We start from the raw sequence: 21300 nt of genomic DNA on the forward strand, positions 1-21300 counted from the left end.
TCCACCAAATACCTATAAAGAAAATTCGACAGTGTCAACTATCGATCAATAGGATTAGCCTATTTTTTTACATCAAACAATAGGCTGTAATGGCATTTTTTTAAGAAAAATACGATTCAAACATGGGATAATAAATTAAAATTCTGTCTATTTTTGGATTAGGGAGTCAATATGTCTGAAGGAGTTTCTAAAAATTCCAGATATGAAATCATTGCAATTCTGAGAGATGAACTCAGGATTCAATCTAAATTGTACTTCTATTGTAATGATATAAAACACCAGTCAACCCTAAAAAAAATAGAAGGAAATTTTTTCTATATAAAACCATCTACCTCTCATCCAGGCCTTCCTAAAGAGAGCATTTTTTATTTTATCATCCACAGCCCATTAGGAAAAATAGAATTCACAACCAACAATCGAATCACTGACAAAAGCAATTCAAACAATCTTCTATGCTTCATTATCCCTGAATCATTATCAATACTACAACGAAGGACATCACCAAGAATTAACGTTAGGTACGAAAGCCAGTTTTATTGCTCTGGAAGATACAGAAGTGGCACTATTTATAAATATCACTTGAATGATATATCTGAAGGTGGTTGCTCGTTTATATCCCTGGAACCTTTGCATAGTTTTATTAGAAATGGAAATGAACTTGAAAATTCAGTGTTAAATCTTGGGGAGTACGGACAAATCCTTTTTAATTTAAAGATAAAACATATATCCGAGGAAAATAATCGCAAACAATGTGATGCAACAAGCTTCAGAGTATCTTGCATGTTTTATTACGAAAGTGAAGAAAAAAAAGAGAAGATAGAAAAAATAATTGTCAAATTGATAATTGATAGAAAAATAATAAACAGGCGAAGCCTAGTTTAATTCATTTGATGAAATATAATTTCAATAAAACACAACCACTTTAATCTAAAACACTATTAATTCAATAGCACACAAGACATTTTTTGATAACGATAGTCAACAGGAAAATTTAACACATTGAAAAACACATTACTTTATACTGACGACAATATCATCGGGCACTCAATCCATGATTATATGATTGATAACAAAAAAAACATCACCACTCTTAACTTCCAGGATATTGTTAAGGGGACCAGCGCGCCATCAACCACTACCATTATTGTCAACACTATCCATAAGGATATCTCTGCAGCCACAACGGTCGCATTGCTTAATACCCTGCGCAAGCGTCTTACGCACTGCGCTTTGCTGGTTTTAATTGTAAAAAGTGACCTCTCCAGACTGTTCCGGGAGCTGCTTTATATTGATAATATATTGATTTTGAATGAAAAATCTTCTTTATCAGATTTCTCAGCCATCATCAACAGACCTTTGACCGCCGATGGCTGCCAGCGGTTATGTACCCGGCGTAAGCTAACCGCTAGGGAGCTTCAGGTTCTGGAGCTAATCATTGCCTGTAACAACAATAAAAGAATCGCATTACTCCTCGATATTGATCACAAAACGGTACACAGTCATAAGGTACATATTATGAAGAAACTGGGGATGAATAACTCACGGATAATGAATAAAAGGATAGTCAATATGTATCGGTGCTAAAGCCAAAAATATGTGGGTGACCAATCAAAAACCGATAATTCATTGGTAATCTGCCTTTAATAATCATTCCCATAGACATAAACCTGACCTATAATAAAGTTATCTTCTCTTTACCTCCGACCTGATTTTTGACGAGAGATAATGAACGCGACTCTGTTTTCCAATCATAATTTATCACGTAGCGATATATCCGTTCGTTATGTCTTTCAAAAGATGTTTTCCCCAAAAGGTACGCTCGTCGCCGTAGAGTGCCTGAGTCGTTTCGATAGCCTGTCTATCTCTCCAGAAAACTTCTTCCGCTATGCCAATACGGGATTGCGCGAGAGCATATTCATGGAGCAACTGGCGCTTATTGAAAAACATAAACAGTGGTTTAATAAAAACGGCATCTCTGCAACAATCAATGTTGATGACCATATACTCAACATATTGCTAAGACCAGAGATTAAAAACCTCGTTGGCCACATTGGCTGCGTTCACTTTGAGGTAACAGAAAACTCGAATAAATTATTGAACAATGCTCTTGCAACCTGGAGCGATCCGCGAAGTACGACGCTCTGGCTCGATGATTTTGGCTCAGGCAATGCGGGTATTAGCGCGATTCGAGGCTACCATTTTGATTATGTCAAAATCGATAAAGACTTCTTCTGGCATTTAATGCAAAAAGATTCTGGCCGACCATTGATGGATGCGCTGATCACCTTTCTTTCCCGTAACCACCATAATGTGATTATTGAAGGCGTAGAAAGCGAAGCGCACAAGAAATGGTTACAGGGCATGGAGTGGTTTGCTATTCAGGGACACTACTGGAAGGAAGTCAGTATTGAACAACTGGTCAAAGAAGATATCAAGGTTTAAAAAAATGCCGGAGCATTCCGGCATCAATATTAACATTCGCGCAATAAAGTCAATCAATCACTCAATTATAAACTAACTCCCAGGTCGCCCAGCTGGTCAACGGACCGCTGGTCGCTTTTTCCGGCGCTGGCGTAACGTAGCCAATGTAATAAGTAAATATCCCGCCATCCACCGCCTTTTCGACCAGAGGCACCCGGTTTTGCTGCGGGTCAGCCGGGACAATTTTATTGCTCTTGTCCAGAGTATTATTGTCGTTAGTCGACAGCGCCAGGAAAATATGGCTGGCCCCATCCGCGCGCGTATTCGCCAGATAACCAGCGTTTTCATTGCTGACGGAATTAACCATAAACCCATCAATCCAGCGCACATTCACCATCCGAACTTCATCTTTATCCGCCGCGCCGCCATCATGACGAAGCTGGCAGTTTGAGAGTTCCAGCGTGAAAGGCTGTGGTTTCATAAATGCCCCCGCCCCGCGATCGTGTACTTCTGCCAGGCTGACCGGCGCCAGCCAGACGCTTCCACTCCCTGCATTATTGCCGCCGTTAAGCGCCACGCTACAGGAGATGTCGGTCACCCGTCCGGCAAAATCAACCCGCCCACGATCGTAATTCGTCTCGAATCCCCACGCCGAGGAGGCAATAAGCGTCCCGCTTATCAGGGCCAACTGAATGAGTCGTGTGCTATTTTTATACTTTGCTGAATCACTCATACCCGCCTCCCGCATTAATCGTACGTCAGGTTAAAGACCAGGTGCGACTCCACTTCACCGGTACTGGTAGTCGGCGCATATTGATAGAAGCGCGCATGGAGAGGCAGGGTGATATAACGAGTTTCCTGGTTTTGTAATGTACCAATATTATATTTTTTGTTGAATTCCAGAGGAGTGTTGTCCTTTATAACCTGCACACCAACGCCCTTAGCAGCAGAATTTCCGGTCTTTTCGTTTAGTAGAACACCTTGATTCGCTGATGTATTTGTAGCTAATGTTCCAGAAAATGAGGTGTTAATATTTGCATAACCACTGACACTGACTCCCCCACTACACTCCAGTTTAATATCAAATGGTGTACCGCCAGCCCAGGTCCCCACCCCTTTTAAATCAGCTCGTTTAATCGTGCCTATATCGACATTCATATTTTTGCCACCTAAAATGGTACAAGAAGGTGAAACAATTGTAATGGCATCAGCATTAAGGCTGGTTTTAAGGATTGTAAATCCTGGTCCGTACTCTGTATACGGCCCACTGGCTATGGTTCCACTCCCTGTTGTGGTACTGGTCTTAATTATATCTAATGTGAATGTTGAACCTGCGAGTCTAAAGGAGGAACCTGTCGTGGTATAACTATCAGGGTAGATCATACTGATCTCCCCTTTACGTGAGAAACGTAAACCAATTCCAGGAATTGCAGTTGAATAGACTTTATTGGCCCCCTGAACCAAACCAGCAGCAACAACTTTCGCATCTGATTTCAGAGTAGTAATTCTATCACATGTAACATAAATCGTATTATTATCCGGCATTGTCCATGTTTTAGTTGCAATGACACTCCCTACTGGTAAGTCCGGGCTAACAACCACGCGCCCCATAGCCATATTAATTTCATAGGCACTATTAGATTGCCAACATGATGCCCATGCTGACGTTGTCCCCAGCGCCATTAAGCCAATAAAAAGCGTCAGTTTTTTCATTAGCGACATAGCGTTTCCTTTGTTTTTTCCTGACTTAATTCCACCGAGCACTGTCCGCCGCTCCACTTAACCGTGGCCTTCGGCGCGCTGGCGTCGCTGATAAACATCATGCTGCCCTGCCCCACCACGCCGATCTCTTTCCCGGACGGACCGAATATCGTGGCGGCAAACGGTAACGGCAGGCCATTAGCCTGGCGCGCCCGCAGAGTGATGTTGTTCTGCAGCGTGGTATCGAAGGAGACCTTGACCACGCTCCCTTCCCACGGCACCACCTGCGCCACGGTACTGCCGAAGGCGACATCGTCATTGCTGCCTTTCGGGTCAATTTCAACGGAATTTATCCGGTAAGGCCGCAGATACGGCAGAATGGCGTAGCCGTTGCTGTCGATGCGGGTACCCGGCGAACCGGGCAACATCGCGCCCGCGGCATCTTTCGCTTCGATCAGCGCCATAGTAGTGCCGGTTTCCGGCGAGAATACGACGCCGTGCTGATGCGCGATTAGCGTCCCGCTGGCGCCCACGCCGCTCTGGCGATAGCCTTCGCCCTGGCTATAGCTGCCGTTCAGCGTCGTCCACGGGGTACGGTAACTGCCGTTCAGCGCCACATCGTGCTGGCCGCCAGTGGCGGTGGTCGTCGACACGCCGTAGTTAAGGTTGTTTTCGCTATCCAGCGAACCGTTGACGCCAATCTGCGAGCTGGCGAAACGCGAATTGTTAAACGCGGTATTCGATGTCAGGTTAGCGGTGCGGTTTTCACCGAACCACAGCGGGTAGCTAAAGTTGAGAGACACGCGATCGTCGCGGCGGTGGCCGGAACTATCCGGGGTATAGACGCGCTGGGCGCTGACCGACCACGAGAGCCGACCGTACATATTGTTGTAACTAAACTGATACTGCTTTTCCGTCCCCGAACGGTTCCAGTAATCCGCCACCCGACCGCTCAGATAAAAACCGCCCCAGCCGTCCGGCAGGTTCTGGTTGACGGTAAAGGTCATCCCGTTTTTCTGGCGCCACACGGTGTAGTTGCTGTTGTAGTTCTTCTCCTGATCGACGGCGTAGAGGGCGTCGTTCAGGTTGTAGTAGCCTTTGGTGGAGTAGCGATACGCCGCCAGCACGATGCTGGTCTGGGTTTCGGTAAACATGCGGTTAAAGGTGGCGCGATAGCTTTGACCGTGCTCGTCAAGGGTATCGCTCTTCAGCCGCGAGTGAGTCACGTCGAAGGAGAGCGCGCCGATGCCGGTGTTCATCCCGGTCCCCAGCAGGAACGCCTGATAGTCATCAAATCCGGTGACGCCGGTATAGCCGGTAAACAGGTTATTTAAACCATGCTGCCAGGTTCCCTGGTAGAGCATCGGTTTATTACGCAGCGAACTATCGTCGACTTTACCGGCGGAGAGCGCGTAGCGGGTCATCCCCGGACGCAGCAGCTGCGCTACCGAGGCGTAAGGTACGCTGAATACCTCGACCGAACCATCGCCCTCTTTAACCGACACTTCAAGGTCGCTACCGTAGCCGGAAGGATAGACATCCTGCAGGGTAAACGGCCCCGGCGGCACCGTGGTCTGATAGATAATATTGCTGCCCTGGCGCACCGTCACCAGGGCGTTGCTTTGCGCCACGCCGCGAATTTCAGGGGCGTAGGAGCGCATGCCGTCGGGAAACATATTGTCATCGGTCGCCAGGTTAACCCCGCGCAGGCCGATGGTGTCAAAGAACTCGCCGTTGGTAAAAATCTGCCCGCCGCTGACTATCGAGTTAATCTGCGGAATCGGCCGCTGCAGATAGGTCTGGTTGCTGTTCCAGTGCGCTTTCCCCTGCTGCTGCTGCCAGTTCAGGTTACCGATATGCTTGAGCAGCCAGCCGTCCCACGACAGGCCCGCGTTAACGCCAAGATACGCGCTGCTGTTATCGGAACCGTTGGCCGAGGAGATATGGCTGTTCCAGGCGTTGGCCATCCAGCCTAAATTCAGCGCCGCAACGCCTTTATCCCAGAATTGCGGGCTGACAAAGTTTTTCAGGCGCTGATCTTCGTAGATTTGCGGTACGGCAATATCCAGTCTCAGGGAGGACTGAATCAGCGTGTCTTTGACGTTATCTTCGTGACGCCACTCCTGCAGGCGTCCGCAGAAGCCCTCTTTTTCGCTGAGCTGCGGATTTAATTTTTCCGGCGAAATCCCATACTGCATCAGCATCGCTTTGGTATAGCAGACGCCCATTTTGCCGTCTTTACCGGCGGTGATTTTCAGGTCGTAGCGCCCTTTCCATTCGCCGTTGGTATAGACATCAAGGGAGTAGACGCCCTCGCTGATAGCGCTGGTCGAGAAGCGCGACAGGTCGACCTTTTCGCGACTGCCGACGATAAAACCATCGTTAAATTGATAGATCGTTCCCGGGTTTTCCTGTCCGCTGGAAAATGGCGGAAAGCAGCACAGCGCAACCGCAATAGCCGTGCTTAATCTTCCCGGGCAGATTGACCTCTGCTTCATGATCGTTTCCCTTATTTGACGGTAACTTTCACTGCGACATCTGCACCATAATCATTAATGTTGTTAACGGTCAGGGTCTCGCCTTTGCTCACCGCTGAAGAGAGGGCGATGGTCTGGCTGGACTGCGGGGCAAACATGACCGTTTTGCTGTTGAGCGCTTTGCCGCCGTTACGGGAGATACGGCTTACGGTGATATAAAAGGGCGTTGGGTTACTGACGGACAGGCTGCTGCCGTTAGCGGAGAGCGCCAGTTTTTCTGCCGCAGCGTCGCGATTGCCTAGCCCGGCAGGGCGATAAATAAACTTAAAGCGCGAACGAATCGCCAGCTGCAGAATATTTTGCCCTTCGTTTTTCTGGCTGGCCTCAACCGGCGGTATTTCCAGAAGGTTCAGCCACCACAGCGTCTCTTTATCTTTAGCCAGCCCTGCATTACTGCCGAGCTTAATACGCAGGGTTTGACCGCTTTTCGCATCAACGCGGGAAATAGGCGGCGTGATAATAAAGGGGGTCGTAATGGTATCCGGCGTCGCGTCGGCATTACCGTTATCCAGCCAGGCTTGCGCCAGCGCCGGACGGTCGGCGGTGTTAGAGAGCTGCACCGTTATTTCTTTTTCATTTCCTGGATAAATAAAGCGGGTACCGTTAACAATAATATTATTGGCATGGGCCGCAAAACTAAAAATGAAACAGAAAAAAAGGGCAATACGCTTCATGCTGACCTCAGAATAAAAAAATAAGCGGCAGCAGTGGCCGCTTTATTATTGTTGTATACCCTGAATAATTCGAATTGCAGAAAGGCGGCCAGAGAGTGACTGGGGTGAGCAAACGTCGCCAACGCCTGTGCCATTCGAAGTATGACGGGTATAGACCGCCCCGGCGCGAGGCGGCTTTATCTCTCAGTCGATATTACTGATAAGTAATTTCGTAAGTCGCGTAGCTGTTAACCACACCGGTGGTAACCGTGGTCGGGGTGCTGGTCGCATAGCCGACGTAGTAAGTGAAGCGCGCGCCATCCTGAACGGCAGAGGCATCACCGGCCGCTTTAGGCTGGGTGCTGTCGCCCGGGATGATTTTGTTGGTCAGCGCGGTGGCGTTATCGGTGGAGAGAACCAGCTGGATATTCTGCGCGCCGGCGGCTTCGGTGTTAGCCAGGTAGCCCTGCTGTTTAGCGGTTGCGCCCGCCAGCAGGTTACCGCCGGTCCAGTTCACACCCAGTTTGCTCACATCATCCTGTTTGGTGCCATCAGCCGCCTGGCAGTCAGAAACATCGATGGTGAAAGATTTCGGTTTCAGATAGGTATCCGCCGCGGCAGCTTTAACTTCCGTTAAAGTCACTGGTGACAGATAAACGTTCGCATCGCTGCCCTGGCCGTTTACGGAAACAGTACAAGATACGTCGGTAACTTTACCGAAGAAATTAACCTGACCGCCGCCTACATTGGTATCAGCAGCATTTGCCGCAGCCATACCAAAAAACGCAGTTGCCATTGCAGCAGAGAGAAGAACCTTTTTCATTGCCATTTCCTTGTCAGAGTGAATTAAGTATCAATGAGCAAACAGTTAATACGCACAAAAGTCAGAAGCGATTTGCGATGCTCACTTGTGCAACTGTTAATAGAAACTTCGACTGACCGGAGGCCGCAATATTTAAGGCGTCAGGAAAGAATTCAATGAAAGAATTCGTCGAGGCTGTCGGCGTCAAAGAATGCTATTTCGAAATTAAACATACATTCTTTTACAACTTGATTGAGACTGTTTTATGGATTAGCGCCTATTAATAGACAAAAAACAATCAGCAATTCCAATCAAAGACATGTTGACTTTTGTCAAACATAACATAAAGCAAAGTAACACATTGATTTTTAGAGGTTATAATTACAATGCGCCAATGGCTATAATTTTAATGATGTTTAAAATCACAATGGCATGGGTAAGTCAGTTTATTCAAAGCGTACTGGTCGAAAAGAATTACTCCAGGCGGTGGCGAAGATTCCGGTCTGCCTGATTAGTGTCGAAGCGAGCACTGGGGCATTTTACTGGCAGCATGAGTCTGAAAAATAGGGACATAAAGTAAAAGTTATCAATCCTCAGTATGTAAAACACGTTACCCGCCCTGAAATCCGGGCGCGCTGTAGGTGATATCAGTCACCCAGACCTGATTGGGCTTTACCACGGTAAATTCACGCTGCACACGATTAGGGGCAACGACCGAAGGTCTGCCAGCCATCCGGCATGAAGCTTTATAGCCACGCACCGCTTTGATCCGGTTCAACAACGGTAGCGGCATAGAAAGCCACAGGAAGTAGCTGAGGACTCGCTGAAGAAGGTAATAGCAGCTTTCCCTCGCGCCATTGCTGGCGCGATTTGCCTGAGCGATATGGCCCAAGGAAGACCTTTTATAACCGTTTTAACCGATGTGTCAACGCCAAGATTACTGACCGTTTTTCGCCATTTTCATTGCCCGCACTCCCTGTTGGTCATTAACGTTGTCCGCTTTCCACCATTTCATCATCACTGATTGGCGTTGCGCTTTTTGCCAGCACTCCGGCTTTGCGTTTCTCTTTCAACCGATAGCTTTCTCCTTTTATGTTCAGCGTCGTTGAGTGATGCAGAAGACGATCCAGGATCGCCGTCGCCAGCACGTTATCACCGAACATTTCACCCCAGTCGGCGAACCCTTTGTTTGACGTCAGGATGATGCTCGCTTTTTCATACCGGCGGTTCAGCAGCCGGAAGAACAGACTCGCCTCCTCACGGTTCATTGGCAGATAACCTATTTCATCCAGGATAAGCACCCGCGCATAACTCAGTTGCTGCAGCTGACGTTCAAGACGATTTTCCTGCTTCGCCTTTATCCGTGACAACGCCCGTTGCTGGCCTGTTCGCCTGCTCTGTCGGGTGCTGGATGTTCATCCCAGTGGCTTTTACGCCTGGCTTCAGCAGCCGCATTCACAACGCCATCAGGCAGACCTGAGACTGACAGGACAGATTAAACAGTTCTGGCTGGAATCGGGATGCGTCTATGGTTATCGCAAGATCCATCTGGATCTGCGGGACAGCGGGCAACAGTGCGGAGTGAACAGAGTCTGGCGACTGATGAAACGTGTCGGGATAAAGGCTCAGGTCGGATACCGGAGCCCGCGGGCACGTAAAGGCGAGGCCAGTATCGTGTCGCCCAACAGGCTCCAGCGACAGTTCAATCCGGATGCTCCGGATGAGCGTTGGGTAACCGACATAACCTATATCAGGACCCACGAAGGCTGGCTGTATCTTGCCGTGGTTGTTGATCTGTTCTCACGCAAAATTATCGGCTGGTCCATGCAATCCCGGATGACAAAGGACATTGTCCTGAACGCACTGCTGATGGCTGTATGGCGGCGTAATCCCCAAAAACAGGTGCTGGTTCATTCGGATAGTAAGAATGTCTGTGTCAGTTCTCATCATCATGCTTGCTGTTTTGTTCGCGCGGTGAGATCACTGATGCAGTGAAGACTTTCCGGCTACCTGACTCACACTCTGATCGACCAGAAATGTGTCTTTCCCTGGACCCGTCGGTTGACGGAAAGTACTTCATGCGAGGCTTCTCCTCACCGATGCGCGTGACTCAAGAAGGGCCTGACGTCTTGTCTCCTTACTGTCCTGTCCGGGTTATCGTCAGGAGAAATGACGATAAGTTCCAGAAAGGATTAGGCTATGGCGAAGACTAAATCAGTTCGCCCACCGTTTGTCGTGGGCGGCGTTGATACGCATAAGGACCTGCACGTTGCTGCAGTAGTTGATGAAAACAACCGCGTTTTAGGCAGTGATTTTTTCGCGACAACCCGGCAGGGATATCGGCAGATGCTGACATGGATGGCATCTTTTGGAACGGTTGCCCGCATCGGAGTTGAATGTACCGGTTCTTACGGCGCTGGCTTGCTACGCCACCTGCAAAATGCCGGCATCACCGTGCTGGAAGTGACTGCTCCGGATAAAATGGAACGCCGCAGGCGTGGAAAAAGTGACACAATTGATGCTGAAAGTGCCGCCCACGCAGCTTTCTCATTGATACGCACTGTCACACCTAAAACACGAAGCGGGATGATTGAAGCACTCCGCGTTCTGAAAGTCTGCCGAAAAACAGCCGTTGCAGCACGTCGTATTGCGCTGCAAATGATCCAGATGAATATCGTTTCATCTCCGGATGAACTACGTGATCAATTACGTAATCTGACCCGGATGCAGCTGATTCGAACCCTGGCCGCATGGCGGCCGGATGTGACGGCGTATCGTAATGTTCAGGATGCTTATCGTATTGCCCTGAAATCGCTGGCTCGACGATATCTTGAACTTCACGATGAAATAGCAGACCTGGATATCATGATCGCGTCAATCGTTGATGAGCTGGCACCTGAGCTGATCAAGCGTAACGCTATCGGCTATGAATCCGCTTCTCAGCTGCTCATCACTGCGGGTGATAACCCTCAACGGCTGCAGTCTGAGCCTGGCTTCGCGGCCTTATGCGGAGTCAGTCCCGTTCCCGTCTCATCAGGAAAAACAAATCGCCACAGACTGAACCGTGGTGGAGATCGCGCAGCAAATAGCGCCCTGCATATCATCGCTATAGGCCGGTTACGTACAGATACGAAAACGCAGGAGTATGTCGCGAAAAGAGTCGCGGAAGGGCACTCAAAAATGGAAGCGCTGCGCTGCCTGAAACGTTATATCGCACGCGAGGTCTTCACACTGCTTCGCAATCAAAATCGGCAGATTAACAGCACTCAAATAACGACTTGACACTTAGAAGGGCGTCCAGGGCAGTCAGTACACAAGCCATGAGTGGCAGTCGTTCCTGAAATCACACGGCCTGGAGGGCAGCATGAGCCGTCGCGGTAACTGCCACGATAATGCGGTTGCAGAAAGCTTTTTCCAGTTGTTGAAACGCGAACGGATAAAGAAAAAGATCTATGGAACGCGGGAGGAAGCCCGCAGCGATATTTTTGATTACATCGAAATGTTTTATAACAGTAAGCGTCGGCATGGTTCCAGCGATCAGATGTCACCGACAGAATATGAAAACCAGTATTATCAACGGCTCGGAAGTGTCTAGATTATCCGTGGCGATTCAACTATTAGCATTTCATGTTTCTTTCGGCAGGCTTTCTCAAATGCAAAGACAGGTTGACCCACCAGGTTATATACAGCAGTTTTCCGCTCTCCTGAGTCTGCAATCACGGTAAGATATAAGGAGATGGGCCTGACTCGCCCGCCAGGATAACGAATTTTTTTTTAACCCCTGCAATGCAAGTGATGCAAAACCCAGTATGGCGCTACCCACCAGCTCCGGAGGAGCCTGAACATCCCTTACTATAGATTCAATTGCATTCCGCATTATTTGAGGGAAGTATTCTACTGGGTAAGTAGCCTTTTTGTCTTTTATAACTCCAACACTCATATTCGACCTCTCATATGTTAATTTTTACTGGCAGATATACTGCAGGACCAAGAATATGATACTCATCTGCTATTTGGAATACTCCGGCAGACCATTGGTCTAAATTGGTTTTATTTGGATTGATATTATTTTAGTCAGGATTGTTTTGCTACCTGATACTGTACAGATATGAGTCATGAACAGCCCTGTACTGGTCTGTTTTACTCATGGATAAATAGATGATTTGTGATGCCATTATTTAAAGCTACATCCAAAATTACGTTCACCATCTGTAAAGCATTTGTTTTTCTCTTTTGCGAAGTAACTTGTCCGGTAAATCAGCGAGCAATATGACTCACTTTGCTTGCCATCCTTTGCACTCAGGTAATAACAAGGATTCCTGGGTATGTGGACTAACTCTTTATCGGGGGGATATATGAAACTGACAGCACTCATCCATGACTCACGTATAAGGCGGCGTAGTGTACCTTTGTTACTATCATACGCTCCCAGTGTATTGAAAGTGTCCCCGTTGAGTAACAATAAAACGTGATAATGTTTCTTATGTGAATCAGGTACAAACTCTCTGGCCCAGTAGACTGGCCCCCTGAATCTCCAGACAACCAATATCACTTAAATAAGTGATATTCTTAATACTAGTTTTTAGACTAGTCATTGGAGAACAGATGATTGATGTCTTAGGGCCGGAGAAACGCAGACGGCGTACTACACAGGAAAAGATCGCTATCGTTCAGCAGAGCTTTGAACCGGGAATGACGGTCTCCCTTGTTGCCCGGCAACATGGTGTGGCAGCCAGCCAGCTATTTCTCTGGCGTAAGCAATACCAGGAGGGAAGTCTTACTGCTGTGGCTGCCGGAGAACAGGTCGTTCCTGCCTCTGAACTTGCTGCCGCCATGAAGCAGATTAAAGAACTCCAGCGCCTGCTCGGCAAAAAAACGATGGAAAATGAACTCCTTAAAGAAGCCGTTGAATATGGGCGAGCAAAAAAGTGGATAGCGCACGCGCCCTTATTGCCCGGGGATGGGGAGTAAGCTTCGTCAGCCGTTGTCTCCGGGTGTCGCGTGCGCAGTTGCACGTCATTCTCAGACGAACCGATGACTGGAAGGACGGCCGCCGCAGCCGTCACACGGATGATACGGATGTGCTTCGCCGTATACACCATGTTATCGGAGAGCTGCCCACATATGGTTATCGTCGGGTATGGGCGCTGCTTCGCAGACAAACAGAACTTGATGGTATGCCTGCGATCAATGCCAAACGTGTTTACCGGATCATGCGCCAGAATGCGCTGTTGCTTGAGCGAAAACCCGCTGTACCGCCATCGAAACGGGCACATACCGGCAGAGTGGCTGTGAAAGAAAGTAATCAGCGATGGTGCTCTGACGGGTTTGAGTTCCGCTGTGATAACGGAGAAAAACTGCGGGTCACGTTCGCGCTGGACTGCTGTGACCGTGAGGCACTGCACTGGGCGGTCACAACGGGTGGCTTCGACAGTGAAACAGTACAGGACGTCATGCTGGGAGCAGTGGAACGCCGCTTTGGCAGCGAGCTTCCGGCGTCTCCAGTGGAGTGGCTGACGGATAATGGTTCATGCTACCGGGCGAATGAAACACGTCAGTTCGCCAGGATGTTGGGACTTGAACCGAAGAACACGGCAGTGCGGAGTCCGGAGAGTAACGGAATAGCAGAGAGCTTCGTGAAAACGATAAAGCGTGACTACATAAGTATCATGCCCAAACCAGACGGGTTAACGGCAGCAAAGAACCTTGCAGAGGCGTTCGAGCATTATAACGAATGGCATCCGCATAGTGCGCTGGGTTATCGCTCGCCACGGGAATATCTGCGGCAGCGGGCCAGTAATGGGTTAAGTGATAACAGGTGTCTGGAAATATAGGGGCAAATCCACCCAGACAACACGTAATGATGTCTTACGAACTCGCTTACCCTCTTTCTCCCGTTTGTTAAGATGATGTGAAATTTTTGCTTTCAGAGAATCCGTAAAGCGGGATATTACTGATGAATCTGTCCTTGCGAAATTAGCCTCATCAGGCATGTCATTTAATGGTTTGAGAACAGGAGTATGTAAATCTATTCTTACAGCCAATACTCTTGAGTGTTCACTCAATGCTTTATCAATAGTCTGTTCTATTTTCTTTAAATGGTATTGATTCAATTTTCCGTGAGAGGTGATATATTCGTACATACTATTTGTTTCCTTCTTTATATTTCGAAAGTGTTAGTCGTAGTAGAGCTGATTATTTAATTAAATCACTTGCTCTACGCTTGTATTGTTCATATGCATTATGCATACGGTCTATGTTTACTTGCCGAGTTATATGCATGAGCGTTGTTTTATTAGTGCTGAAATGTTTGTTGGTTTCAATGTATTGAATTGGGTCTTCCCTTGTTGTGGTGGCTAAAGGCATGATAATGGCGTATTAATTCGCCAGAGGTCACCACCATGGACGAAAAGTCCCTCTATGCTCATATCCTCAACCTGTCTGCTCCGTGGCAGGTAACGTCTCTTTCTCTCGATGAAAATGCGGGGTCTGTTACCGTTACTGTCGGGATCGCTGAAAATACTCAGTTGACCTGTCCTGACCTGCCCCCAGGATTAGATACAACCGTCAGTTAGTAAGGTCGGTTTGTTTACCTTCACATTTTCCATTTCGCCACCGTGCTGCAAACTCTGATGGCGTCTGATAATTCAGTGCTGAATGTGGACGACACTCGTTATAATCCTGCCGCCAGTCATTAATGATTTTCCTTGCGTGAACGATATCGCTGAACCAGTGCTCATTCAGGCATTCATCGCGAAATCGTCCGTTAAAGCTCTCAATAAATCCGTTCTGCGTTGGCTTGCCCGGCTGGATTAAGCGCAACTCAACACCATGCTCAAAGGCCCATTGATCCAGTGCACGGCAAGTGAACTCCGGCCCCTGGTCAGTTCTTATCGTCGCCGGATAGCCTCGAAACAGTGCAATGCTGTCCAGAATACGCGAGACCTGAACGCCTGAAATCCCAAAGGCAACAGTGACCGTCAGGCATTCCTTTGTGAAATCATCGACGCAGGTAAGACACTTGATCCTGCGACCGGTGGAAAGTGCGTCCATGACGAAATCCATCGACCAGGTCAGATTGGGCGCCGCCGGACGGAGCAGCGGCAGACGTTCTGTTGCCAGCCCTTTACGACGTCTTCTGCGTTTTACGCCCAGGCCACTGAGGTGATAAAGCCGGTACACGCGCTTATGATTAACATGAAGCCCTTCACGGCGCAGCAACTGCCAAATACGACGGTAGCCAAAACGCCTGCGCTCCAGTGCCAGCTCAGTGATGCGCCCTGATAAATGCGCATCAGCAGCCGGACGGTGAGCCTCATAGCGGCAGGTCGACAGGGATAAACCTGTAAGCCTGCAGGCACGACGTTGCGACAGACCGGTCGCATCACACATCAGCATCACGGCTTCCCGCTTCTGGTCTGTCGTCAGTACTTTCGCCCAAGAGCCACCTGAAGCGCCTCTTTATCCAGCATGGCTTCGGCAAGCAGCTTCTTGAGTCTGGCGTTCTCTTCCTCAAGCGACTTCAGGCGCTTAACTTCAGGCACCTCCATACCGCCATACTTCTTACGCCAGGTGTAAAACGTGGCATCGGAAATGGCATGCTTGCGGCAGAGTTCACGGGCGGGTACCCCAGCTTCGGCTTCGCGGAGAATACTGATGATCTGTTCGTCGGAAAAACGCTTCTTCATGGGGATGTCCTCATGTGGCTTATGAAGACATTACTAACATCGGGGTGTACTAATCAACGGGGAGCAGGTCAACATCTATATACATACATAGACAAACGCCACTGTTCTTTAGTCTGGGGTTGAAATTGCAATAAAGGAAGGAGTTAACGATATTCATGATTTTTATACCTTTTTAGCCATCGAATTGCTCTGGAGTTATCACATATAATGCTCGGGCTTTTTTTTATTAAGTTATGGATGAATTTGAATCTATATTACTTTGGTGAAAATCCGTTACTCCTCGAAGCATATATCTATTCTTCTGAGGTTAAGCCGTTTGGTGCAAAGAGATAAATTAAGGAACTCATCATGAAACTAGCCAGTCGTTTTGGACGGGTAAATCAGGTACGGCGCGACCGCCCGTTAACCCGTGAAGAATTAATGCAATACGTCCCCAGTGTTTTTAGTGAGAATAAGCACGAATCCCGTTCAGACCGATACACCTGGATACCGACCATCACTATTCTTGAGAATCTGCAGCGGGAAGGTTTTGAGCCTTTCTTTGCCTGCCAGACCCGCGTACGTGACCAGGGCCGACGGGAGCACACCAAACATATGTTGCGCCTGCGTCGTACCGGGCAACTTACCGGACATCAGGTTCCCGAAATTATCCTCCTCAATTCACATGATGGCTCATCCAGTTATCAGATGCTGCCGGGATTGTTTCGTGGCGTCTGCACCAACGGGCTGGTCTGCGGGCAGTCATTCGGCGAAGTGCGGGTGCCGCATAAAGGGGATGTGGTGGAGAAAGTTATTGAAGGGGCTTATGAGGTACTGGGGATATTTGACCGGGTGGAGGAGAAACGTGATGCCATGCAGTCCGCTCTGTTACCGCCACCAGCGCAACAGGCGATGGCGAGGGCCGCTCTCCACTATCGTTTTGGTGAAGACCACCAGCCCGTCACTACCGCTCAGATACTGACGCCACGTCGTTACGAAGACCGCAGTGATGACCTCTGGACGGTGTATCAGCGGATGCAGGAGAACCTGATGAAGGGAGGACTGGCGGGGCGTACCGCGCAGGGGCGAAGCAACCGTACCCGTGCTGTGAACGGTATCGACGGCGATGTGAAGCTTAACCGTGCGCTGTGGGTGATGGCAGAGAATATGCTCGAACTGCTGGGGCAGGCATGACTTCAATGCGGAGGAACATACCCGTGAACACCGAAACTCACCCACACCTTCCCTCCGGCCCGTTTACCCGTGAGCAGGCCTCAGGCATCGCAGCGCAATATGACAACATCACCATTGAAGACGACCAGGGAACGCATTTTCGTCTGGTTATACGTTGCGAGGGTGTGATGGTCTGGCGGGCATGGAACTTTGAACCTGAAGCCGGAGTGATGCTGAATCGCTACATCGCACGTTATGGCATCCGCAGGTCCTGACCGACCTTAACAGACTTCAGCCTCATCCTTTCCCGCCAGCCCTGACCGGCTGGCTTTTTTATTTCCGGAGTCATTAATCATGAACAACGCATTAACGGATAACACCATTCCGACAGACACTCTTTGTGCCACACCTGTTAAAGATGAACAGCGCCTTCGTTTCTGGCCTCAGCATTTTGGCCGTATCCCGCAGTGGATAACCCTTGAGCCTCGCATCTTTGCCTGGATGGACCGGCTGTGTGCGGATTACAGCGGTGGCGTCTGGGCTTTTTACACTCTCAGCAACGGTGGTGCTTTCATGGCTCCGGAAGAGAGTGACGGCCCCTGGTCGCTGTTTAATACCCTTAATGGTAACAGCGCTGAAATGAGTGCTGAAGCTGCGGGTATTGCCGTCTGTCTGATGGCTTACAGCCACCATGCCTGCCGAACGGAGTGCGATGCCATGACGGAACATTATTACCGTCTGCGGGATTATGCGCTGAACCACCCTGAGTGCAACGCCATTATGCACATCATCGACTGAGGTACTGCACCATGGAAAAACAATTACCGTTGTTTGCATATGAACTGACGGCATCAGCACAACAGACCATCCGCGAGGCGTTGACTCTTCTGGAGCGCCAGTTACGAGAACCCGGCGCGTCGTTTACGTCCAGCAGCTCAGTACGTGACTGGTTACGGCTCCATCTGACAATGGAGGAAAGAGAGGCATTTGTTCTGCTGCTGCTGGATAACCAGCACCGCCTGATTACGCATGAAACGCTGTTCAAAGGCACCATCAGCCATACCGAAGTTCATCCACGGGAAGTGGTGAAGGCCACCCTTAAATACAATGCGGCGGCGGTGATTGTTGTTCACTGTCATCCTTCAGGCCATGCCGAACCCAGCCAGGCTGACAGACGGGTGACTGAGCGACTGAAGAACGCTCTGGACCTTGTGGGTGTGCGCTTCCTGGACCATCTCGTCATCGGCGGAATGGATATCGTCTCGTTTGCTGAACGGGGCTGGTTGTAAGGGAGGAGTATTAATGAAAATTATCAGTAAGCGTCAGGCGATGGCGATATACCGCCAGCATCCACAGTCCCGGTTGTTCCGCTTCTGTACCGGCAAATACGCGTGGTCCGGCAGCATCTGCCACTATGCCGGTCGCGAGGTGGACGATATCAGCGGTGTACTGGCCGTATTCGCAGAGCGCCGCCAGGACCGCAATGGCCCTTATGTCGTATTGCGCAGCGTTACGTTGAATTAATTCACGATTAAGGAGGACTACATTTTGTCGAAGAACATCACGCTAACAACGCATGATATCAGCGAACCCTGGTGGGGGCTCAGGCGCAGTGTCTCCCCGTGTTTTGGTGCCCGTCTGGTCCAGGAGGGAAACCACCTGCATTACCTGGCTGACCGTGCGAATTTTAACGGACAGTTCTGCGATGCGGATTTGCGCCATCTTGACCAGGGTTTCCCGGTACTGATGAAACAGCTGGAGTTAATGCTCACCAGCGGTGAACTGAATCCTCGTTATCAGCACTGCGTCACGCTGTATGCAAAAGGTCTGACCTGCGAGGCCGATACGCTCGGTTCGCACGGCTATGTTTATATCGCGATTTATCCCATTCCCGTCACCACAGAATAACACCGTAACACTTCGCCCTTCAGCACACATGTTTTCCCACTAAAGAGATAACGCTTATGCAAACCAAATCATCCCCTTTAATGCGGGCGGCATCGTCACGTCCGTCTCCCGTGAGTGTCTGGCAGACCCTGCTGACCTGCCTGCTGGAACAGCACTATGGCCTTACGCTTAGCGATACGCCGTTCATTGATGAACAGGTGATTCAGCAGCATATCGACGCGGGTATCTCGCTGGCCGATGCCCTGAATTTTATTGTAGAAAAGTACGAACTGGTCCGGACTGACCGGCCAGGCTTCAGCATCCTGACGCAGTCTCCGTTTATCACACCCATAGATATCCTCCGGGCCAGGAAAGCAACGGGGCTGATGAACCGTGACACGTATAAAGAGGTGACGGCTATTACCAGAGGGCAACATCCGCAGGTCAGCGCTCCAGGCAAGCGATGAGCTGGACGAAACAAGTACATCAACACCAGCCCTGAACGGCTGGTGTTTTTCTGACTATAAAGGAGAGAAATAATGGCCGGAAATAATGTTAATGAATCCGAAGTGTTAACCGGGCACACTGATGTGATTTGCTCCACCAGCATTGAACGTATTGTTACAGGCCGTAATGCTGCGCTGACACGGATTCAAAGCCTTATCAGTGAACTTGATGATATCTCCATTCTGACCCACGATATCGGCGGTGGTACAGCACAGGAGTGGGGAATGCGGGAGGGCTATCGCTGCGATTGCTGGTTCACGGAAAAAACCGATAAAGCAATGAAAGCGATGACCCGCAATATTGATCGCCGCATCTGGCGAGAGCTGATGAATAAATCAGGCATGCTGAGCCTGATGGATGCTGATGCCCGTGACGAGTGGCACAAAAGCCTGGAGAAAGACGATATCCCCGCGATATCTGAAGACAATATCCTCAGTACTTTCCGGCAACTGCACCAGAGTAAAGATGAGGTATTTGAACGGGGAGTTATCAACGTCTTCAAAAATCTGAGCTGGGATTACAAAAGCAACAACCCGTGCAAGTTTGGAAAAAAAATCATCATTAATAGTCTGGTGAAGTACGATAAATGGGGCTACAGCCTGAGCTGGGGCTGGCAGCGCGATCGATTAGCTGACCTGGAGCGTGTACTGATGCTCCTGAATGGAAAGCCCATCCCCGACAACCGCGCCGATGTTACCTGCCGTCTAGGCGATTATATTCATGAGAACAGGAACAGCACCAGCTATGAAGATGAGATGTTTTCTATTAAGTACTTTCAGAAGGGAACAGCGCATATCACATTTAAGCGGGCAGAGCTGGTTGATAAGCTGAATGACATCATCGCCCACCACTACCCTGGCACGCTGGCATCCATGCAGTATTCAGGATGATTTATCTGTCTGCACAAAGTGGAATTTCATTACCCTTGAAGGGTCTGAACAAACGCCTTGCCATCTCAACTACTTATGGCCAGAATAAAGTTGGCGTACCTGGTGCTTTTCTTCTGGTGGTTTGTTACTGGATCCTTGTGACGCACCAGGTGCGTCGCCAGACAAAAGAACACAATGAAGCATCTACACATCATCCTCAGATGACCATCCCCTTGCCGTCCCCGATTCGGGTTTTAAATTCGTACCAGGCGGGACAGAGGGTACAAATGAGGGCATAAATTTCATCACATCAAAAATTTTATTTATAAATCATGAAAATAAATCAAAACATCGATTCCGAGTCCGGCACCACTATTTAAAGAACCCGCCCTAGAGGCGGGTTTTTGCTTTTGTAGTTTCTGATACTTTCCAACCGATCATCTCTCAATATCTTTACTGCTCTACCCCCACAAAATCCATACGTAAGATTAGTCGTGCCTGTTAGCAAGCTGAGATCTGGGTTCTATAGAGGTCCGCGACCCTGAGCGACAGTACCTGTTACTCAACCCCGCGCACGGATAACAGGCAATGTGCTGCCGGGAGAGCCTGGTGCGCTGCGCTTCTCAGGCCTGCACACCGGTTACAACATGATGGGCTGGATAAAACGGTACGCTGCATCCGGCAGTTCTCATTCCCTGCAGACGCAAAAAAGCCCATCCGGCAGGATGGGCTTCTTCACTTGTTTGATGCCTGGCAGTTTATGGCGGGCGTCCTGCCCGCCACCCTCCGGGCCGTTGCTGCGCAACGTTCAAATCCGCTCCCGGCGGATTTGTCCTCCTCAGGAGAGCACTCACCGACAGACCACAGATAAAACAAAAGGCCCGGTCTTTCGACCGGGCCTTTTGTTTTTATTTGATGCCTGGCAGTTCCCTACTCTCGCATGGGGAGACCCCACACTACCATCGGCGCTACGGCGTTTCACTTCTGAGTTCGGCATGGGGTCAGGTGGGACCACCGCGCTACAGCCGCCAGGCAAATTCTGTCTATCAACACACTTTTCGCATGTCGATGTAATCTGTAATC

At 49.3% G+C, this 21300-nt stretch carries 22 protein-coding genes, 1 rRNA gene and 7 pseudogenes; 18 read left to right on the top strand and 12 right to left on the bottom strand.

Annotated elements, in window-relative coordinates; translation table 11 throughout:
* The first annotated feature begins 171 nt into the window (after positions 1–171).
* From HV314_RS22885 to mrkJ, 3 genes are all read left to right on the top strand, one after another.
* A complete protein-coding gene (locus HV314_RS22885) occupies positions 172–882 on the top strand; it encodes a flagellar brake protein (RefSeq protein ID WP_004118575.1) in 711 nt (236 codons plus the stop codon).
* A 117-nt stretch (positions 883–999) separates the two neighbouring features.
* Positions 1000–1584, top strand: a complete 585-nt coding sequence (locus tag HV314_RS22890) for a helix-turn-helix domain-containing protein (RefSeq protein WP_000799244.1) — start codon at positions 1000–1002, stop codon at positions 1582–1584.
* Between the two features lie 141 nt (positions 1585–1725).
* Positions 1726–2442 carry a cyclic-di-GMP phosphodiesterase MrkJ gene (mrkJ, locus tag HV314_RS22895; protein WP_000994520.1) on the top strand — a complete coding sequence of 239 codons (717 nt, stop codon included), beginning with the start codon at positions 1726–1728 and terminating at the stop codon, positions 2440–2442.
* A 61-nt stretch (positions 2443–2503) separates the two neighbouring features.
* On the opposite strand, the gene HV314_RS22900 is transcribed toward mrkJ, so the two are convergent.
* From HV314_RS22900 to mrkA, 5 genes are all read right to left on the bottom strand, one after another.
* Complete coding sequence (locus HV314_RS22900) at positions 2504–3154, bottom strand: fimbrial protein (RefSeq protein ID WP_001283944.1); 651 nt, start codon at positions 3152–3154, stop codon at positions 2504–2506.
* Positions 3155–3168: 14 nt separating this feature from the next.
* Entirely contained in the window at positions 3169–4143 is a 975-nt protein-coding gene (locus HV314_RS22905) for a fimbrial protein (RefSeq protein WP_004118569.1), read from the bottom strand.
* Complete coding sequence (locus tag HV314_RS22910; protein WP_004207004.1) at positions 4134–6620, bottom strand: fimbria/pilus outer membrane usher protein; 2487 nt, start codon at positions 6618–6620, stop codon at positions 4134–4136. The genes HV314_RS22905 and HV314_RS22910 overlap by 10 nt, the downstream gene beginning before the upstream one ends.
* Positions 6621–6631: 11 nt before the next feature.
* Complete coding sequence (locus tag HV314_RS22915; protein WP_000820820.1) at positions 6632–7333, bottom strand: fimbrial biogenesis chaperone; 702 nt, start codon at positions 7331–7333, stop codon at positions 6632–6634.
* A gap of 193 nt (positions 7334–7526) precedes the next feature.
* On the bottom strand, positions 7527–8135 hold the full coding sequence (mrkA, locus tag HV314_RS22920) for a type 3 fimbria major subunit MrkA (protein ID WP_001493056.1): 609 nt from the start codon (positions 8133–8135) through the stop codon (positions 7527–7529).
* Positions 8136–8540: 405 nt separating this feature from the next.
* On the opposite strand from mrkA, the pseudogene HV314_RS22925 reads away from it, so the two are divergent.
* Positions 8541–8678: pseudogene (locus HV314_RS22925) on the top strand (IS110 family transposase); the annotation flags it as partial.
* Positions 8679–8751: 73 nt separating this feature from the next.
* Here HV314_RS22925 and HV314_RS22930 read toward each other — a convergent pair.
* A pseudogene (locus HV314_RS22930) lies at positions 8752–8889 on the bottom strand (IS3 family transposase); the annotation flags it as partial.
* 86 nt (positions 8890–8975) lie between these two features.
* Between HV314_RS22930 and HV314_RS27700 the strand changes: the two are divergent.
* Positions 8976–9062: pseudogene (locus HV314_RS27700) on the top strand (IS5/IS1182 family transposase); the annotation flags it as partial.
* 38 nt (positions 9063–9100) lie between these two features.
* Here HV314_RS27700 and HV314_RS22935 read toward each other — a convergent pair.
* Positions 9101–9475, bottom strand: a pseudogene (locus tag HV314_RS22935) (ATP-binding protein); the annotation flags it as partial.
* On the opposite strand from HV314_RS22935, the pseudogene HV314_RS22940 reads away from it, so the two are divergent.
* The 3 genes and pseudogenes from HV314_RS22940 to HV314_RS22950 all read left to right on the top strand — a co-directional run.
* Positions 9465–10034: pseudogene (locus tag HV314_RS22940) on the top strand (IS3 family transposase); the annotation flags it as partial. The pseudogenes HV314_RS22935 and HV314_RS22940 sit on opposite strands and share 11 nt — an antisense overlap.
* Before the next feature lie 279 nt (positions 10035–10313).
* The gene (locus HV314_RS22945) at positions 10314–11396 is read left to right on the top strand and encodes an IS110 family transposase (protein ID WP_020803817.1); all 1083 of its coding nucleotides are present in this window, start codon (positions 10314–10316) and stop codon (positions 11394–11396) included.
* Positions 11397–11412: 16 nt separating this feature from the next.
* A pseudogene (locus HV314_RS22950) lies at positions 11413–11709 on the top strand (IS3 family transposase); the annotation flags it as partial.
* Here HV314_RS22950 and HV314_RS27705 read toward each other — a convergent pair.
* Both HV314_RS27705 and HV314_RS22960 read right to left on the bottom strand, forming a co-directional pair.
* Entirely contained in the window at positions 11706–11834 is a 129-nt protein-coding gene (locus tag HV314_RS27705) for a hypothetical protein (protein WP_442778817.1), read from the bottom strand. The pseudogene HV314_RS22950 and the gene HV314_RS27705 overlap by 4 nt on opposite strands.
* A 454-nt stretch (positions 11835–12288) precedes the next feature.
* Positions 12289–12666, bottom strand: coding sequence for a YagK/YfjJ domain-containing protein (locus HV314_RS22960; protein ID WP_181546784.1), 378 nt, complete (start codon positions 12664–12666; stop codon positions 12289–12291).
* Positions 12667–12719: 53 nt separating this feature from the next.
* On the opposite strand from HV314_RS22960, the gene HV314_RS22965 reads away from it, so the two are divergent.
* Positions 12720–13948, top strand: a protein-coding gene (locus HV314_RS22965) for an IS3 family transposase (RefSeq protein WP_104457020.1) whose coding sequence is annotated in 2 segments (ribosomal slippage) — positions 12720–13035 and positions 13035–13948 — 1230 coding nt in all. Because the reading frame shifts where the segments join, the coding sequence is not laid out codon by codon here.
* Here the strand turns inward: HV314_RS22965 and HV314_RS22970 are convergent.
* Positions 13919–14257, bottom strand: a complete 339-nt coding sequence (locus tag HV314_RS22970) for a YagK/YfjJ domain-containing protein (RefSeq protein WP_181546786.1) — start codon at positions 14255–14257, stop codon at positions 13919–13921. The genes HV314_RS22965 and HV314_RS22970 overlap by 30 nt on opposite strands.
* A gap of 258 nt (positions 14258–14515) precedes the next feature.
* Here HV314_RS22970 and HV314_RS22975 point away from each other — a divergent pair.
* A pseudogene (locus tag HV314_RS22975) lies at positions 14516–14653 on the top strand (ISL3 family transposase); the annotation flags it as partial.
* Between the two features lie 28 nt (positions 14654–14681).
* On the opposite strand, the gene HV314_RS22980 reads toward HV314_RS22975, so the two are convergent.
* Positions 14682–15802, bottom strand: a protein-coding gene (locus HV314_RS22980) for an IS3 family transposase (protein ID WP_088765928.1) whose coding sequence is annotated in 2 segments (ribosomal slippage) — positions 14682–15544 and positions 15544–15802 — 1122 coding nt in all. Because the reading frame shifts where the segments join, the coding sequence is not laid out codon by codon here.
* A 348-nt stretch (positions 15803–16150) separates the two neighbouring features.
* Between HV314_RS22980 and HV314_RS22985 the strand changes: the two genes are divergently transcribed.
* From HV314_RS22985 to HV314_RS23020, 8 genes are all read left to right on the top strand, one after another.
* Positions 16151–16975, top strand: coding sequence for a DUF932 domain-containing protein (locus HV314_RS22985; RefSeq protein ID WP_049090444.1), 825 nt, complete (start codon positions 16151–16153; stop codon positions 16973–16975).
* A 5-nt stretch (positions 16976–16980) separates the two neighbouring features.
* A complete protein-coding gene (locus HV314_RS22990) occupies positions 16981–17229 on the top strand; it encodes a DUF905 domain-containing protein (protein ID WP_181481474.1) in 249 nt (82 codons plus the stop codon).
* A 79-nt stretch (positions 17230–17308) separates the two neighbouring features.
* Positions 17309–17752, top strand: coding sequence for an antirestriction protein (locus HV314_RS22995; protein ID WP_021314406.1), 444 nt, complete (start codon positions 17309–17311; stop codon positions 17750–17752).
* Between the two features lie 11 nt (positions 17753–17763).
* The gene (radC, locus tag HV314_RS23000; protein ID WP_021314407.1) at positions 17764–18243 is read left to right on the top strand and encodes a RadC family protein; all 480 of its coding nucleotides are present in this window, start codon (positions 17764–17766) and stop codon (positions 18241–18243) included.
* 13 nt (positions 18244–18256) lie between these two features.
* Positions 18257–18478 carry a DUF987 domain-containing protein gene (locus tag HV314_RS23005; RefSeq protein ID WP_021314408.1) on the top strand — a complete coding sequence of 74 codons (222 nt, stop codon included), beginning with the start codon at positions 18257–18259 and terminating at the stop codon, positions 18476–18478.
* Positions 18479–18502: 24 nt separating this feature from the next.
* Positions 18503–18862, top strand: coding sequence for a type IV toxin-antitoxin system YeeU family antitoxin (locus HV314_RS23010; RefSeq protein ID WP_021314409.1), 360 nt, complete (start codon positions 18503–18505; stop codon positions 18860–18862).
* Between the two features lie 56 nt (positions 18863–18918).
* On the top strand, positions 18919–19308 hold the full coding sequence (locus HV314_RS23015) for a TA system toxin CbtA family protein (RefSeq protein ID WP_031285565.1): 390 nt from the start codon (positions 18919–18921) through the stop codon (positions 19306–19308).
* Between the two features lie 72 nt (positions 19309–19380).
* Positions 19381–20238 (top strand): DUF4942 domain-containing protein, encoded by an 858-nt coding sequence (locus tag HV314_RS23020; RefSeq protein ID WP_181546787.1) that lies wholly within the window; start codon positions 19381–19383, stop codon positions 20236–20238.
* Between the two features lie 896 nt (positions 20239–21134).
* Here HV314_RS23020 and rrf read toward each other — a convergent pair.
* A 5S ribosomal RNA gene (gene rrf / locus HV314_RS23025) occupies positions 21135–21250 on the bottom strand.
* Between the last annotated feature and the right edge of the window lie 50 nt (positions 21251–21300).

The sequence above is a fragment of the Citrobacter sp. RHBSTW-00887 genome (assembly GCF_013728095.1).
GTDB classification, from domain to species: Bacteria; Pseudomonadota; Gammaproteobacteria; order Enterobacterales; family Enterobacteriaceae; genus Citrobacter; species Citrobacter braakii.

What these genes read in the sequence shown, in the direction of transcription:
- mrkJ (WP_000994520.1), top strand. Translation starts at nt 1,726, where the DNA reads ATGAACGCGACTCTGTTTTCCAATCATAATTTATCACGTAGCGATATA.
- HV314_RS22915 (WP_000820820.1), bottom strand. Translation starts at nt 7,333, where the DNA reads ATGAAGCGTATTGCCCTTTTTTTCTGTTTCATTTTTAGTTTTGCGGCC.
- HV314_RS22905 (WP_004118569.1), bottom strand. Translation starts at nt 4,143, where the DNA reads ATGTCGCTAATGAAAAAACTGACGCTTTTTATTGGCTTAATGGCGCTG.
- HV314_RS23005 (WP_021314408.1), top strand. Translation starts at nt 18,257, where the DNA reads ATGAAAATTATCAGTAAGCGTCAGGCGATGGCGATATACCGCCAGCAT.
- HV314_RS22900 (WP_001283944.1), bottom strand. Translation starts at nt 3,154, where the DNA reads ATGAGTGATTCAGCAAAGTATAAAAATAGCACACGACTCATTCAGTTG.
- HV314_RS23015 (WP_031285565.1), top strand. Translation starts at nt 18,919, where the DNA reads ATGCAAACCAAATCATCCCCTTTAATGCGGGCGGCATCGTCACGTCCG.
- HV314_RS22985 (WP_049090444.1), top strand. Translation starts at nt 16,151, where the DNA reads ATGAAACTAGCCAGTCGTTTTGGACGGGTAAATCAGGTACGGCGCGAC.
- HV314_RS22885 (WP_004118575.1), top strand. Translation starts at nt 172, where the DNA reads ATGTCTGAAGGAGTTTCTAAAAATTCCAGATATGAAATCATTGCAATT.
- HV314_RS22945 (WP_020803817.1), top strand. Translation starts at nt 10,314, where the DNA reads ATGGCGAAGACTAAATCAGTTCGCCCACCGTTTGTCGTGGGCGGCGTT.
- HV314_RS22970 (WP_181546786.1), bottom strand. Translation starts at nt 14,257, where the DNA reads ATGTACGAATATATCACCTCTCACGGAAAATTGAATCAATACCATTTA.
- radC (WP_021314407.1), top strand. Translation starts at nt 17,764, where the DNA reads ATGGAAAAACAATTACCGTTGTTTGCATATGAACTGACGGCATCAGCA.
- HV314_RS22990 (WP_181481474.1), top strand. Translation starts at nt 16,981, where the DNA reads ATGCGGAGGAACATACCCGTGAACACCGAAACTCACCCACACCTTCCC.
- HV314_RS22995 (WP_021314406.1), top strand. Translation starts at nt 17,309, where the DNA reads ATGAACAACGCATTAACGGATAACACCATTCCGACAGACACTCTTTGT.
- HV314_RS22910 (WP_004207004.1), bottom strand. Translation starts at nt 6,620, where the DNA reads ATGAAGCAGAGGTCAATCTGCCCGGGAAGATTAAGCACGGCTATTGCG.
- mrkA (WP_001493056.1), bottom strand. Translation starts at nt 8,135, where the DNA reads ATGAAAAAGGTTCTTCTCTCTGCTGCAATGGCAACTGCGTTTTTTGGT.
- HV314_RS23020 (WP_181546787.1), top strand. Translation starts at nt 19,381, where the DNA reads ATGGCCGGAAATAATGTTAATGAATCCGAAGTGTTAACCGGGCACACT.